The following is a 15,310-nucleotide window of genomic DNA, read 5'->3' as shown; positions in this document are numbered from 1 at the left end:
GGAAGTGTTTAGACTCGCAGTAAAAAAATACTGCGGTTTGGAGGGTTTAGGTGGGCTTTATGGTGATGGACGCTGGCATACTGAAGGGCAACCGGTATTGTATACGGCAAGTTCTCGCTCTCTTGCGGTGTTAGAACGCTTTGTGCACGAAGAATCCATTGATCTTCCAGATTTGATGATGGTAACGGTACATATTCCAGATGACCTGCCATTTGACCAATATACTTCGGCAGAATTGCCCCTAAATTGGGATACAACCAATGCGGGAAATCAAACCGACACCCAAGACATTGGAACCGCGTTTTTGCAAAAAGGTCACTATGGATATATGCGCGTCCCCTCCGCGATAATCCCTCACGAATACAATTACATTATTAATCCACTGCATCACTCGGCAATGCGAATTAGCCTCATCGAAAAACACCCTTATCGTTATGACAGCCGATATCAGCGATTTATTAAGTCGGATATATCAAATAGCCGAGTCTAAAAAAATCATACCCAATTAATCGTAGGTATCGCTAAGTCTATCAAGCATTGACGAGTATTCAGTTAGCAAGCGCTTACTATCTGTATTTCGCTTTGCCAAAATCAAATTGCGCTTTGCCATCTTTATATTGCCCAGTTGCTGATAGACCTTGGCAATGCCAAAATAAAAGTGATGACGAGAGTCGTCGAGTTTAATTGCGTCTTGATAGTGCTGAATGCTCTTTTGCAGCTCATCTTTTTCAAGTGCTGCTTCCGCTAGCATGATGTGATAGTAGGGATTGCTCAAACGTTGCTTGATTAACTTTGATTTAAGTTCATCGGCTTGTATATCTCTGTCAGTTTCCCGATAAAGCGCAATCAGATTGTCCCATCCGGTCAAATAGCTTTCATTCAGGTTCACCGCGGCCAAATATGCCTTTTCAGCCAGATCAAGTCTGTGCATTCGTTTATAAATAAAGCCTAAATTCACGTATGCACCAGTGTAGTTAGGGTCTTCTAATAGCGCTTGTTTGAGATAAGCATATGCATGGTCGTAGCGTTTGTTGACAATATGGTTTGCGGCAACATTGCTGTAAAACATCGCGACCACCTGCGCTTTCGACAGCTCAATTTTTCTAAACATATCTAAGTTTTGGTGTGGGTCAAAATCGACGGTTAGGTTGGGTTCATTCCAAGCGATTTCATCTGGACCTTTCGCCGGTCTCACCAATAAATTGACGTGTCCATTTAGCACCTTTATACCTTGTTCGCGCGTCCAAAACTCGGGAATCACAACATCTTGAAACACGGCACGTAATTTTGCGTGTTGGCTCATGGAGTAGGCCATTATGGTTAAAGAAAGACAATTTGCGGTTTTATTGTCAAAGGTTTGAGATGCGGTGGTATTCGCGCTCGCATCATATAAAAGTGAAAAATTAGCATGGTCGAATATGCCTGTTACCAAGGCATAAACTTGCGCTTCATCATCTTCCAAGCCATTGATTGCATCATCAACAAAGGCTTTTGCTTCATCATGCAAGAAAAAGATTTCGTTGTAGCTTTCAACATCAATGTCAGAAGCGTTAGGAAATACAGAGTCATCAAACACGACAGAAGGATCTGTGACTGCAGGCTGTTTTGTGTGAGCGCATGCAAATAGCAGAACACAAGAAACGATAAGCACAAGGCCCTTGATTGTCTCATTGAGTCTTAATACATTTGCCATTATTATGCCCAGGTCTACCTCATAATGTCCGTGATTATTGCTACAACCAGCCTTTTTGCTTCGCGATTCGGGCAGCATCAATACGGTTACTTGCCTGTAATTTTGAGATAGCTTCAGACAAATAGTTCCGCACGGTACCGGTAGATAAAAACAACTTGTCGGCTATATCTTGAGTTTTCATGCCTTCACTGACTAATGCAAGCGCCTTCCGCTCTTTTTCACTAAGTGGGTCTGTCTCTCCAAGGGCCATTAGTGCAAGCTCTGGATCGATAATCCGTTTTCCGCTGGCAATTTGGCGAATGCTATTGACTAAATAGTCGCTACTCGCTTCTTTTAAAATAAATCCTTGGGCACCATAAGACAATGCTCGCTGAACGTAACCCGGTTTCGCAAACGTGGTCATAATGACAAATTTGCTAGCTATACCGCGCTCACTCACCCATTGTGCTAAACCCAGGCCACTTAAATTGGGCATTTCAATGTCACTTAAAATGATGTCTGGAAGCGGCACGGATTGTTCGGTGAGACACTCATTCTCAATAAACTGTTTCGCTTGGTCACCGTCCTCGCACTTAAAAACAACTTCTAAGTCAGTTTCAAGACCTAGCAAGGTATTCATGGCATCGCGCAAAAGTGCTTGGTCTTCGACTAACATAATAGTGATCATAGTAGCTGTTTACCTCTGCTCATTTCGTTGACACTGGGACTTGTTCCCGACTGTATTCAATTGGAATTCGCACTTTTACGGTAAAGCCTTGCTCTGACACAAAGTCAACCTCACCCTGCATTGATTTGACTCGTTCCCTTATTCCTTTCAAGCCATTTCCCGACGAACACGGTGCATTGTTATCAGCGCTCGACTCTGCGCGATATGAAGCATTATGCGCAAGGCCATTATCTGCAATCGACATCATTAAAAATTGTGTTGTGGATGATGAAGGCTCAGGCGCCGGCAAGACACGCAGCGATATTTGAACACGACTAGCATTACTGTGACGTGAAACGTTTGTCATTGCCTCCATACATACCAATGAAAGTTGGTTTTGCACAAAAGCAGATAAGCCTCTAATTTGCTGCATGACATCGGGCGCAAAATTTCTTATCACCTCAATGTTGCGCTCTCTTGCAACTTGGATGATTTTTTCCAGCTCTTCGCTAAACGTTAGCTGTTTAATACCGCTGACGGTTTGTCGTATTTCAGACAATAAGTCTTTTGAGATTTCTGCGAGTTCGCGCACTTCTTTTTGTGCTTTGTCGAGCTGTTTGGCATCTAGCAACTTTGCCGCTAGCTGGGCTTTTACTGAAATAGTTGAGAGTGCATGACCTGCTACATCATGCAGGTCACGACCAATTCGCTCGCGCTCCGCTATTTTACTTAGCTGTTGGATTTCTTCTTTTGACTGAAGCTGCGCGGCGCGATGCAAGGTTTCTTTGCGCTCCATCATGCCAAATCCGAATAAACCTGCAGATACTAACAAGCATTGAGCAAACAAAATCCATGCTCCTTGCCAATACATAAATTGCAAAACAATCGCAACCGCCAGTAATACTAAAACGCCCATAAACGCCTGACGTCTTTCGAAATAAAAAGCCATCACAAATACACAATAACCATAGAGGGTAAAGCCGCCTGGATTGAGCACGATGCTTGCACTGATCACGCCAAACAGCAGTACCAGCCCCAAAATGGGATTTTTGGCGCTAAGCGTCCATAGATACAGGCACAGAAACAGCACATACAGCGCAGATATCACCGCGACCGCTGTCAAATCATAAGAGGGCGCGAAGAATACAGGAGCAAAGTAAAAAATGGTGAACAGCAACGGCGTGTAGGACCATTTTCTTCGCTCCCCATCACCTAGCCTAGGCATAGCCTGCTGACTATGATTTAACTGGCTTAATATGGACTTTATCACTGAAGACCCCTGTTCATATTGCCATAACACTGTAAGACTGCGCTTGATTTGAACGAGATAACTAAGGTGCCGCTCACAATCAATAATATGCCCGTAACCGCATAAAAATCATAGCTTTGTTTGAAAAATATAACTGATGAAGCGCTTACTAGCGCAATCCCCATAGCCGACCAAGTGGCATAAACAAAGCCAACGCCTATTTCAAATTGTGGGTCATTTGAAGTGTTATAGTGGCGAGGCTTCACTCAAAAAATAATGCACAAGTGTCACTAGTTTTGCATGACAATTGTCATGAAAGCGCTTGCTTTACTTGCAGTTAGGGCGCTAAGGCAGCTCCCCAAGCTATTTCTTCTTTGGTGTTGGCTACAACGGTTGGATGGATAACATTAAAAAGACACCACGTTTAGCGCTTTAGTATCAGCCCTTCCTTCTAGCGTCTCTTTGTAAAGGGAGATAATACTATCAACACCATTTATTTGCGTTTCATGCATTTGGTCTTCGAGCTTGCCGGCAACATTTGCCCAAGCAGCCGCGTATTTTTGTAAGAAAGTGGCTTGTCCCCAGCTTTGATTTAGTTCTTTTACCCAATGGGGGGCAAAGAAAATTTCAGCATCTAGCGCTTTTTTGTTTGGTTTAACTTGGGCTTTCCAATCCGTCGCGCCAATGAGTGTGACTTTTTCCAAATTTTCGCCGAGTTTGGATTGCAAACCCGCAATCAAGCTTCCATTTGCGGCAAAATCCAATAGCCAAGACTTGGCATTTGGCAGAGATGTTAATTGATCATAGCTATACACAAGATCATAGCAGCCAAGGCCTTTTGTAAACTCAACATTATTTGGAGACGTAAGCCCAATAATTTGATATTGCACTGGTCGCTCTTGACGGTTAGCTTGCAAGAGGAAGGCAGTGCCCAGTGCCGTTTTGCTAGAGGCGCTACTAAGTAGAATGGCTTTGCTATCACGTTCTATATCTTGCTGGCCGTTTTGTGAAAGGTATTGTGCAACAAATTCATCTAAAACGAAGGAGGTCATGAACAAAGGGCGAAAGTTTAATTGCCATGACTCTCTTTGAGCGTTATACCCGGGATCTTTTTTGCAATACAGATAGCTGTCGTATACAGGGCTGATGCTTTTTCGCTGTGGATGGGTGTCTGAAAATCCGTATTCACCTATTTTACCTGGGCGCACAATCAAGTGGCTTGCCATCGGCAAATATCCAAATACCTTCTCTCCCACTGCAATTTGATCGTGATTTGAATGTGTTACTTGTGCAAAACCCCACACGGGAACAACGCCCCAAGCGCTTGGGTCTTTGCTAGCAGGGAAAAAGCCCCAATAGCCCATGCCTTCTCCCAATGCAGCGTAAGTGATGTTATTAGCGGAAAATCCAAAGCTTTGGGTGGCTAAAACAATTTCACCGTCCGACAAATCGTTTGGCTCAAACTCAAGCGTTGTAGTTTCTACATCGTCTAAATTGTTCTTTCTAACCTGAATTTGAGTAATCTGCATTATCTATCCTTTGCTTACATGTTTAAGGTGAAATTACTGCTGTTCTAGGGTTTGTGCAATCTGACCGAAAATCGACAGGCCTTTATCGTCAAACATTTCAATGTTCACCTTATCACCAAACTTCATAAAAGGCGTACTAGGTTTTCCATTTTGGATGGTTTCAATCATCCGAATTTCAGCAATGCAGCTGTAGCCAACACCGCCTTGTGCTACTGGTTTGCCAGGACCATCGTTAAGCTTGTTTGATACTGTACCTGAGCCGATGATGCTGCCGGCCGACAGCGGGCGTGTGCGAGCCGCATGCGCAATCAGCTGACCAAAATTAAATGTCATATCAATGCCCGCATGCGGCTCACCGAATTTTTCACCATTAAGATGAGATACCAGAGGCAAATGAAGCTTTCCATTTTGCCATTTATCCCCTAAAAGGTCTGGGCTCACAGCTACAGGGCTAAATGCGCTGGACGGCTTAGACTGAAAGAACCCGAATCCTTTTGCTAGTTCACCGGGGATGAGTCCGCGCAAGGAAACGTCGTTCATGATCATAACCAAGCGAACATGCTTAAGGGCTTCATCTGCGCTAACCCCCATAGGAACATCACCCGTAATCACAGCCACCTCAGCTTCAAAGTCCACACCGAAGCCTTCATCTTGCGGCATAATGATATTTTCGCGTGGTCCGAGGAAACTGTCGGAGCCGCCTTGATACATCAGTGGATCTGTCCAGAATGTGTCTGGCATTTCGGCGCCTCGCGCTTTACGAACCAGTTCAACGTGATTGACGTAAGCGCTGCCGTCGGCCCATTGAAAGGCACGAGGTAGTGGTGATGCACATTTACTTTGATCAAAGGCTTTTGATTCAATGTTGCCACTTTCTAATTGCTGATACCGTTCACATAGCGCGCTTGAAACGCTATCCCAATTATCCAAGGCGTATTGTAAAGTCGGGGCGACATCTTCGGCAGAGACCATTTGCGTTAACGTGTTGTTTACGATCACAAGTTGACCGTCTCGGCCGTGTTTGAGGCTAGCTAGTTTCATCTTGTATATTTTCCTGTATAAATGCCTTAGTTCGAGCTCGGTGGAAAACCTTTTCCATCGTGCAGCCAGGCTGCATGTTGAGGCGCTTTTTTGGTCTGTGACCATTCTTCGAGCATTGCTGGAGCAACGCGTTTAAGCTCTGCCATCATTTCAGGTGTGCCTATATTCGCTGCTAGTTCTATACGATGTCCATTGGGGTCAAAAAAGTAGATAGATTTGAAAATACCGTGGTCGGTTGGACCAAGCACTTCAATACCATTGCTTTGGAGCTTTTCCTTTGCGCCAAGCAAATCATCCATACTCGCCACCTCAAACGCAATGTGCTGCACCCACTCGGGTGTATTGTTGTCACGTCCCATGCGCGGTGAGTTGGGTAGCTCAAAAAAGGCCAGTACATTACCATTGCCCGCATCCAAAAAAACATGCATATATGGGTCGGGCGCCTTAGTTGAAGGTACTTCATCCTCAGCAATGGCTAGTTGAAAGTCCATATCCAACATGTCCTGATAAAACTCGACGGTTTCTTTGGCATCGTTACAGCGATATGCCACATGATGAATGCGTGACAGTTTCATTATGCACTTTCCTTTGAAGCATTGCCCTCTGGTGAATCGTTCTCTAATGCACTATCTCCTGAACTATCTCCTGAACTATCGCCTGCAATGACTCCGCGTTCCACTTGATCACGTTCAATCGATTCGAATAAAGCTTTAAAGTTACCTTCGCCAAAGCCTTGGTCTTCTTTGCGTTGGATAAACTCAAAGAATACTGGCCCAAGTAAAGTGGCAGAGAATATTTGAAGTAATAAACGTGGCGTGCCATCCGCGGTGGTGCCGTCTAATAAAATGCCGCGCGCTTGCAATTCGTCAACAGGCTCGCCGTGGCCGGGCAGCCTCTCTTCTAGCATTTTGTAATAGGTCTCAGGCGGCGCAGTCATAAACTTCATGCCTTGCTTTTTGAGTCTATCCCAGCATGCAGGGAGGTCATCACAAGCAAACGCGATGTGTTGAATACCTTCACCGTTATATGCCATCAAAAACTCTTCAATTTGGCCGCCCGTGCCGCCCGCTTCCTCATTAAGCGGAATACGAATTTTACCGTCAGGAGCGGTCATTGCTTTTGATAATAAGCCGGTGTATTCGCCTTTAATATCGAAGTAGCGAATCTCTCTAAAGTTAAACAAATCTTCGTAGAATTTTGCCCAGTGTGCCATACGTCCGCGATACACATTGTGGGTCAGGTGATCAAGCGTATGGAATCCGCAGCCTTCAGGGCGTCGGTCAACGCCGTCAATCCACTCAAAGTCGATATCGTAAATGGTGTTTTCACCCTGATATCGATCAATTAAATAAAGTGCTGCTCCGCCAATACCTTTGATTGCAGGAAGTTTGAGTTCCATCGCCCCAGTCGGCATCTCAATTGGCTGAGCACCCTTATCAATCGCCATTTGGTAAGCTTGCTGCGAGTTTTTCACTCTAAACGCCATGCCACAAGCGGAAGGGCCATGCTCTTGTGCATAATAAAATGCAGGACTGTTTTTAGAATAATTGGTAATGAAATTAATATCACCCTGACGCCACAGCGCTACATCTTTTGATTTATGATTGGCTACATGGGTAAAGCCCATCATGGTAAAAACAGGCTCTAAAATACCTTTTTCAGGCGCAGTAAATTCAACAAATTCAAAGCCATCAAGGCCCATCGGGTTTTCGAATAAATCAGACATAGGTGAATCCTCACTAGTGTGTAAACACATCTATTGGTGAACATTGGTTGCAATTACAACTAATTTAGTTGTAATTGCAACTAAAGTCAATGCTTCATCTGAAGATGTATTGTTTCTTTACGCTTTGAAGGGCCACTTGGACTTTTCAGACTATTTTTCTGATCTAAATCAACATAGCGCCTTCAAACGGAGTCTCTCGAAGATTAATTTGATAGTCTGTGAATATAAATTGATCGACAAACAGCGGGTATCATGACTGACCCAATTGCAACTGCATCAGCGAACGACAAAAACACTCTAACTAACGAAAACGCAAATTTGCATAAATTAGCAGATCACGGTTTAGAGCACCGAAACGACCCCGAATATATTGCTCGTTCTTTCCGCTCGGGCGAATACCCCTATAAAACAAAAATTTCCAAAAAGACGTATGAGCTTCGTAAAAAAGAGCTACAAGTTGAATTACTTAAAGTGCAAAAGTGGGTCAAAGACACGGGCCAAAAAATCGTGATTTTATTTGAAGGCCGGGATGCAGCCGGTAAAGGCGGAACAATTAAACGCTTTATGGAACATATGAATCCGCGTGGTGCCCGGGTAGTTGCGCTAGAAAAGCCCACCGGCACAGAAAAGGGCCAGTGGTACTATCAGCGTTACATTAAACATTTACCGACAGAGGGGGAAATTGTCCTTTTTGACCGTTCATGGTACAACCGAGCTGGCGTCGAGCGTGTCATGGACTTTTGTAAACCCAACGAGTACCTGGAGTTTATGCGCCAAACTCCCGACTTAGAACGCATGCTGACGAGAAGCGGCATTCGTCTTTACAAATATTGGTTCTCAGTCACGCCAACTGAGCAAGAAGCACGCTTTGCAAAACGCGAAACCGATCCTTTGAAGCAATGGAAACTCAGTCCGATTGATAAAGAAGCCATGCAAAAGTGGGATGACTACACCGAAGCAAAAGAAGCCATGTTCTTTTACACTGACACTGCCGACGCACCTTGGATGGTGGTAAAGTCTGATGATAAAAAGCGTGCTCGCCTCAACTGCATGCATCACTTTTTAGCGAGCTTGCCCTATCCAAACAAAAATACGCGTCTGATAAGAGGCGCAGACCCCTTAATCGTTGGCAATGCATCAAACGTAATTGTAGAAGACGAGCATATTCTAGGTAAATCGCTTCATCCACAGTACGACGCAAAAAAGAAATAGCAAAGAGCGCTTAGAAAGGCTTTAGAGGACTCGCCGAATTGCGTTCTTGGTTCGGCGAGTCAGATTTATACGAAGCACTTTGCCCTTGCATTCATTTGTTGCAATGATATTTGCCTAAGCTACTTAATAAAAATAACAAGAGCGATTGTCACAATGCCAGCCATCAGACAAGCGAAGACCTGATAAAGATAATATCTAAACGAACCTTTTGTTCCCTCAATTTCAGGCCAATCATCGAATAATTTAACACCTAAACGGCGTTTAACTACATACATTACTAACATGTAAACAATGACAAAACATAGGATTTGTAGCATTACGTATATCTCATCTCTATTCATGAAAAGAACCTAAATTTAAGGTTCAAGATTTCTCAATAAGCCTAGTTGGCCTCAATGAATTCAATGGTATCGTCAATTAAATTGACGGCCGCGCCAGCTACCACACCTGCCCCCACAGTTTTTACCAAGGTAGAGAAGCCTCTTACAGGACTAATTGTTCCAGTAATTGCGCCAACTGCGGTGCCTTTCAAGATATCAAGGCCAGTCGCACCCGTATTTCCAATTATAGCACCATAAAATCCGCCTACAGCGCCTGCGACTCCGCCGGCGAGATTTGCCTACACACCACCGCTAACGCATTGTACTTGATTATTGTTTAACTCTTGCATAAGTGAATTCCTTTTTACATTAGATTTATAAATTTGATTGTACTTCTTTGTTGGGTAAGTGCGTCCTTATCCATGACCAAACCAGTATTTCACTGATTTGTTAACATAATATCGGATCTGTAGTAGTTTGATGACTGTTCCAAGGTTTGGAATTTCTTTTGAGTAATGTCTTAACAATAAAGTACGCCGTCCTATTGGGTGTTGAAGGAATCGTCGAAATGCGCCTCTCGTTGGGCGAGTCTGTCTCTTGCAATCTTCACTAATTCAGGCGCTGCGGATTTTGGTGAACCACTATCAAATGGCGGTTTTGGGTCATATTCCAGCGAAAGCTGAATTAGTTTTGCGACGTTTTCATCGCATAGTTTGGTGACCAATGTGAGCGCAAAGTCAATGCCAGCGGTAACACCGCCGCCCGTTATAATATTGCCATCGCTGACCACTCTTTCGGCGGTAGGAATTGCGCCAAAATAAGAAAGTTTCTCAAGCCATGCCCAATGCGTTGCGGCTTTTCTCCCTTTTAGGAGACCGGCTGCACCAAGCAGCAAAGCGCCTGTACAAACCGACGTCACATATTTCGCTTGCTTGGCTTGTTGTTGCACAAAGTCGATACATTTCTCATCATTGAGTAAGGCATTGATACCGTATCCGCCAGGTATGCAAAGTACATCAAGCAAAGGTGCATCATCCATGCTTGTAGAGGGTGTAAACTCAAAGCCGGTTTTTGTGTTGACACTTTCGCGGGTTTTCCAAATTGTGTGAACCTTTGCTCCTGGCACGTTTGCAAGCACCTCTGCAGGCCCAATGGCGTCCAAAATCGTGATCCCTGGAAAGACTAAGAATCCAATATTAAGGGCATCGTTTGCTTTACTTTTTGACATATTGATCAATCCATCTATGAAGAATTACACGCCAGCCTAATGCTATTTAATGGTGGCGTAAATGACAATATAGTTACCACTTGCGCCATGTGGAATATGCTTGTATAACAAACAAAATAATTGAGGCTTTGGACACTAAATGGCACAAAAAGATATGTCGAGTCCGCCGCAAAAAGACATTGTGTTCTATATCTTTGATGATTTTGAGCTCTTGGATCTTGCTGGCGTGAGTGCAGTGTTTGACGCTGCAAACCGATGCGCAGCAACATCACTTTATAACATTAGCATTTATTCACAGAATGAGGGTTTAGTAAGCTCTTCAAGCTCGACGCAGATATATGCGCAGAGCCCTCCAAAAAACATGATAGAGCCTGTCAGTACCTTTATTGTGGTCGGCGGACAGCAAAGTGCGATCACGGGAGCATTATCCCATCCAAAAACGTTAGAGCATGTTCGTATGTTTGCTGCCTCAAGTGTCCGCGTTTGCTCTGTCTGTACAGGCGCTTTTTTACTCGCTGAAGCAGGCCTGTTGAACCATAAATCAGCGACAACTCACTTCGATGGTATTGAGCAGCTTATCAATCGCTATCCGAAAGTTAAGGTGCGTGAAGACGTATTATTTACCGAAGACAAGGGAGTATTTACTTCTGCTGGCGTATCTACAGGCATAGACCTTGCGCTAGAGCTTGTTAGTATCGATAACGGTATAGCAGTATCTAATCAAACGGCTAAGCGTTTGGTTGTGAATATGCACCGCCCAAGCAGTGCTCGACAGACTGCGCACACTTTGTTGCAGCAAAGGGATACATCAGGCGCATTCATTGATTTGCATGCTTGGCTAATGCAAAGTATCCACAAACAAATTTGCGTCGATGAGATGGCGGACTATGTCAATATGAGCCCTCGCAGTTTCTCGAGAAAGTTTAATCATCACCATGGTTTGTCACCGCATAAGTACTTTTCCATGCTCAAGGTCGAGCATGCGAAAATGATGCTTGCCCGTGGTTATCGTCTGAATCAGGTCTGCGAAGCTACGGGTTACGAATCTAGTCACGGATTGAATAAACTGTTCAAAGTATTCGAAGGCATGACAGTATTTCAATATCACAAAGCGATGCAGGCCAAATCACGCAAAACACTGCCTAATATGCAAGCAAGTGCCTCATGATGGGTGTCAAATCCCATCAACCCGGCGAAGGGAGCTAGATTTTGTCAAAACAACAGGAAACTTTGTTAACCCTAGAGCGATACATGCCTTACAGGCTGTCAGTACTGTCAAATAAGGTCAGCTCTTTAGTTGCTCAGGCTTATAAAGATAAATTCGCCCTTTCGATTACAGAATGGCGAATAATGGCAGTGCTAGGAGAATATCCGGGTGTTTCAGCAGATGAAGTCTCCACCAAAACCCAAATTGAAAAATCGCTTATTAGCCGCGCTATCAGTAATTTACTTAAGCGTAAGCTAATAATGCGTAGCATTGCGAAAGAAGACAAGCGAAGGTCCGAGCTTGCACTTTCTGGTACCGGTTACGATGTATATTCAGAAATTGTGCCTTTGTCGATTGAATATGAGCGCCAGTTTTTGTCCTGTTTAAATCATAAAGAGCAACTAGCACTAGACGAAATTATCCTCAGGCTTGATAAGCATGCTCAACAGCTAGAGTTCTAAATTTGGTTAATCTAAACGCTTGTCAATTGGTGCAAGTAGCGTTTCATCTACTAAATTCTCTTTGCGCATGCGCTTAATGATTAGTTTAGTGTAATTGCTTGGCATAATCCGCGCTGTAAGATCTAGTATTCTCGCATCCCCGCCAATGAGAATGCGTGTCCTATTTTTCTGAATGCCCTCTACAATAGTCTGCGCAGCAAACTCGGGCGTGTTGATAAAGTTTCGTTTGAACGCATCCATATCCTTTTTACGTTCCGCATCAGTGCGGCTCCCTGCTGAAATAGCGTTATCCGCAATATCGGTTTGGATACCCCCTGGATGCACTACTGTTACCAAAAGGTTCGGGTAATACAATTGTGCTTCAGCACGCAGGCTTTCAGTGAAACCTTTCACTGCGAATTTAGAGGCGCAATAGGCGCTCTGTAATCCGACTGCCGTGACGCCGAAAATGGATGAAATGTTAACGATCGCAGCATCGTCTCGAGTAATTAGGTCAGGTAAAAACGTTTGTGTGCCATGCACCACGCCGTAAAAGTTAACGTCCATTACTTTGTGTAAATCATCCACATTAAGATGCTCTACAGCAACGGCTTCGTGAGCAATGCCGGCGTTGTTGATAGCGCCATCAACATGGTCATATGCGTTTATAACTTGTTCTCGAAAGCCTGACCATGATGCTCTGTCAGAGACGGAAAATGCTCCTGTTATGCAAGACGCGTTAAGTTGCTTTGCGGTCTGTTTAAGCGCCTCCTCACTTACGTCATTGAGCGCTAGACGCGCGCCTCGCTTGTGTAGCTCAAGCGCAAGTGCACGACCAATACCAGAGCCTGCTCCAGTCACTACAAAGACTTTGTTTTCGAATGTCCGCATCTACTAATTCCATAAAACAACAGAACAAGTCGTATTGTATTTGATGTAGTTCAATTCTCTATGCCTATAATGATTGGTGCAAGCTAAAAGTCATTAATCTTCCATAGAGAAAGTGTTACATTTATCAATCAGGAAACGAAAATATAGGGATATATAATGATGTTGCGTTTCGCGCTGCCCATTTTACTACTTTCAATTTGCTCTGTTGCCTTCGGCAAACTCAGCGTAGAAGACTTTCTCGCTAAACCTCAAATGATAACCGCCAAGCTTTCTGACAACGGAAAGTATCTTGCGTCGATTTGGAATATCGGTGGAGAACGCACAGTTGTTATTCAAGATTTAGTCGCATCAAAAATCATTACGAAATTCGGCGACAGTATCATTCGACCATACGATGTAAGTTGGGCGAATGATGAGCGTATTTTGGTAAAGCTCCTAGTGCCATATGACACCAATAAAGTGCGTCGTCTTGCTAAAACAGAAGACGATTTTGATATTGACGATTATTTTATGTTTGGTCGCGTTATCTCTATCGATATTTATAGCAAAAATACGGTACAGCTTATGAATGAAGAACGTTCCATGAGAAGGAATGTGAATTTAGCAAACATCACGCATTACCTGCCCGACGATAAAGAACACGTGCTAATGACATCAATGAGACGCGGCCGACTCACCTTGTTTAAAGTTAATATTAATAACGGCGAAACAGAGAAGCTAGTCACTGGCGGCAGGCATACTCGTATGTTTTTATTCGATGACGACCGAGAACAGCTTTATCGCTATGATTATCTTCGAATCGCGAAAGTTGTCGAAGTCAAACAATACGAGAATGAAAGTTGGAACGATATCGACACCATCTATTTTGACGATGAAGATCAGACTAAGAATAAAATCGATATAAATGATCTAGCGGGTATGAAAGATGGACGATTTGTCTACAGAAAGCTAAATGAAGATACGGGTTATCATGAGCTTATAGCGGTAAAAAATGGTGAAAGAGAAGTCCTCGTTAGCTTAGAAAATACAGACATTGTAGGGGTTGTTTCAGACGGGTTCGGTCGAGATATTGCAGGTTATACGACGCTGAGCGATGTATATCGAACGCATTATTTCGATGAAAAGCGCCAAGCACGATATGATCAGCTAGCGCATAATTTTAAAGACGAGAACTTTAGCGTTTTCAGTCGTTCAAACGACTCTACAGAGCTTATTTTGAAGTCTTGGGGCATTTCAAACCCTGTGACCTATCACCGGTTTTCAGAAAATAAAAATCAACTGTCAGTCCTAAATTATCCCTATCAAGCACTAACGTACGATAAGCTGGCTGAAGGCCTTAAAATTCAGTATCCGACGCGCGATAAACAATTAATTGATGCTTATATTTTGTTGCCACCCAGCTTCACAGGTGACAAACCTATGCCATTAGTTGTAATGCCCCATGGTGGACCTCAAGCACGCGATACCATGAATTATGACCACTTTGCACAATTTGTGTCCACACGGGGTTATCTTGTTATTCAGCCTAATTTTCGAGGTTCAACAGGTTATGGAAAGGATTTCGAGAAAGCCGGATATAAGGAGTGGGGCGGCTTAATGCAAGAAGACCTTGAAGACGCGGTAAATTTTCTGATTTCAGAGAAGCTAGTAGAGCCAAATCAAGTATGCATTGTGGGGATCTCATATGGTGGCTATGCAGCCTTGCAAGGCTTGGTTAAAACGCCTGATATGTATCAGTGTGGGGTGAGCATTAATGGTGTATCGCATTTGCCTGAGCAAATCGAATTCGATTTAAATAAATTTGAAAGTGATCGCCTCCATACCTACATAAAGGAATCTATTGGCGACCCCGCCACAGATATGAAAATGCTACAAGCCCGCTCACCAGCGCTCAACGCCGACAAGGTTCAGCAACCCTTGTTACTTATACATAGCGAAAAAGACAATATTGTGCCTTATGATCAGGGAGAGATGATGTATGAGGCCCTGCAGAATCATGAAAAACAAGTGGAGATGATCACGCTTGAAGACTCCTTTCATAACCCTTTTCGGTATCGCGAAGACATCGAAACAGTTTATGATGCGGTAGAGCGTTTCCTAAAGGCCAATTTATCACAGGAATAATCAA

Annotated in this window: 16 protein-coding genes; 5 read left to right on the top strand and 11 right to left on the bottom strand. The window is 43.8% G+C overall.

The features are described from left to right. Positions 1-4 precede the first annotated feature (4 nt). Positions 5-490 carry an RES family NAD+ phosphorylase gene (locus PN836_RS11035; RefSeq protein ID WP_395338289.1) on the top strand — a complete coding sequence of 162 codons (486 nt, stop codon included), beginning with the start codon at positions 5-7 and terminating at the stop codon, positions 488-490. Between the two features lie 15 nt (positions 491-505). Here the strand turns inward: PN836_RS11035 and PN836_RS11030 are convergent, their stop codons facing one another. The 8 genes from PN836_RS11030 to hppD all read right to left on the bottom strand — a co-directional run bounded on the left by PN836_RS11030 (position 506) and on the right by hppD (position 7,884). After that, positions 506-1,693: a tetratricopeptide repeat protein gene (locus tag PN836_RS11030; RefSeq protein WP_395338287.1), complete on the bottom strand. Its 1,188-nt coding sequence runs from the start codon at positions 1,691-1,693 to the stop codon at positions 506-508. A 40-nt stretch (positions 1,694-1,733) separates the two neighbouring features. Further along, positions 1,734-2,360 (bottom strand): response regulator transcription factor, encoded by a 627-nt coding sequence (locus tag PN836_RS11025; protein ID WP_395338285.1) that lies wholly within the window; start codon positions 2,358-2,360, stop codon positions 1,734-1,736. Positions 2,361-2,379: 19 nt separating this feature from the next. After that, complete coding sequence (locus PN836_RS11020) at positions 2,380-3,609, bottom strand: sensor histidine kinase (RefSeq protein WP_395338283.1); 1,230 nt, start codon at positions 3,607-3,609, stop codon at positions 2,380-2,382. Beyond that, positions 3,606-3,773, bottom strand: coding sequence for a hypothetical protein (locus PN836_RS11015; protein WP_395345606.1), 168 nt, complete (start codon positions 3,771-3,773; stop codon positions 3,606-3,608). The genes PN836_RS11020 and PN836_RS11015 overlap by 4 nt, the downstream gene beginning before the upstream one ends. Before the next feature lie 222 nt (positions 3,774-3,995). Then, positions 3,996-5,117, bottom strand: coding sequence for a DUF2855 family protein (locus PN836_RS11010; RefSeq protein WP_395338281.1), 1,122 nt, complete (start codon positions 5,115-5,117; stop codon positions 3,996-3,998). Between the two features lie 33 nt (positions 5,118-5,150). After that, on the bottom strand, positions 5,151-6,158 hold the full coding sequence (locus tag PN836_RS11005; protein ID WP_395338279.1) for a fumarylacetoacetate hydrolase family protein: 1,008 nt from the start codon (positions 6,156-6,158) through the stop codon (positions 5,151-5,153). Positions 6,159-6,184: 26 nt separating this feature from the next. Then, a complete protein-coding gene (locus tag PN836_RS11000; protein WP_395338277.1) occupies positions 6,185-6,733 on the bottom strand; it encodes a VOC family protein in 549 nt (182 codons plus the stop codon). Continuing rightward, the gene (gene hppD / locus PN836_RS10995) at positions 6,733-7,884 is read right to left on the bottom strand and encodes a 4-hydroxyphenylpyruvate dioxygenase (RefSeq protein ID WP_395338275.1); all 1,152 of its coding nucleotides are present in this window, start codon (positions 7,882-7,884) and stop codon (positions 6,733-6,735) included. The genes PN836_RS11000 and hppD overlap by 1 nt, the downstream gene beginning before the upstream one ends. 252 nt (positions 7,885-8,136) lie before the next feature. On the opposite strand from hppD, the gene ppk2 reads away from it, so the two are divergent. Beyond that, positions 8,137-9,096, top strand: coding sequence for a polyphosphate kinase 2 (gene ppk2 / locus PN836_RS10990; protein ID WP_395338273.1), 960 nt, complete (start codon positions 8,137-8,139; stop codon positions 9,094-9,096). A gap of 382 nt (positions 9,097-9,478) precedes the next feature. Here ppk2 and PN836_RS10985 read toward each other — a convergent pair whose 3' ends face one another. Next, positions 9,479-9,628 carry a hypothetical protein gene (locus PN836_RS10985; RefSeq protein ID WP_395338271.1) on the bottom strand — a complete coding sequence of 50 codons (150 nt, stop codon included), beginning with the start codon at positions 9,626-9,628 and terminating at the stop codon, positions 9,479-9,481. A gap of 329 nt (positions 9,629-9,957) precedes the next feature. After that, positions 9,958-10,644: a DJ-1/PfpI family protein gene (locus PN836_RS10980; protein WP_395338270.1), complete on the bottom strand. Its 687-nt coding sequence runs from the start codon at positions 10,642-10,644 to the stop codon at positions 9,958-9,960. Positions 10,645-10,783: 139 nt separating this feature from the next. On the opposite strand from PN836_RS10980, the gene PN836_RS10975 reads away from it, so the two are divergent. Beyond that, positions 10,784-11,812, top strand: a complete 1,029-nt coding sequence (locus tag PN836_RS10975; protein ID WP_395338269.1) for a GlxA family transcriptional regulator — start codon at positions 10,784-10,786, stop codon at positions 11,810-11,812. Between the two features lie 41 nt (positions 11,813-11,853). After that, on the top strand, positions 11,854-12,312 hold the full coding sequence (locus PN836_RS10970; protein ID WP_395338268.1) for a MarR family winged helix-turn-helix transcriptional regulator: 459 nt from the start codon (positions 11,854-11,856) through the stop codon (positions 12,310-12,312). Between the two features lie 6 nt (positions 12,313-12,318). Here the strand turns inward: PN836_RS10970 and PN836_RS10965 are convergent, their stop codons facing one another. Next, a complete protein-coding gene (locus PN836_RS10965; RefSeq protein WP_395338266.1) occupies positions 12,319-13,182 on the bottom strand; it encodes an SDR family NAD(P)-dependent oxidoreductase in 864 nt (287 codons plus the stop codon). Between the two features lie 156 nt (positions 13,183-13,338). On the opposite strand from PN836_RS10965, the gene PN836_RS10960 reads away from it, so the two are divergent. Continuing rightward, positions 13,339-15,306 (top strand): alpha/beta hydrolase family protein, encoded by a 1,968-nt coding sequence (locus PN836_RS10960; RefSeq protein ID WP_395338265.1) that lies wholly within the window; start codon positions 13,339-13,341, stop codon positions 15,304-15,306. Positions 15,307-15,310 lie beyond the last annotated feature (4 nt).

It is taken from the genome of Ningiella algicola, from assembly GCF_028401415.2.
Taxonomy (GTDB): domain Bacteria; phylum Pseudomonadota; class Gammaproteobacteria; order Enterobacterales; family Alteromonadaceae; genus Glaciecola.
This window is presented reverse-complemented; position numbering and strand designations above follow the sequence as displayed.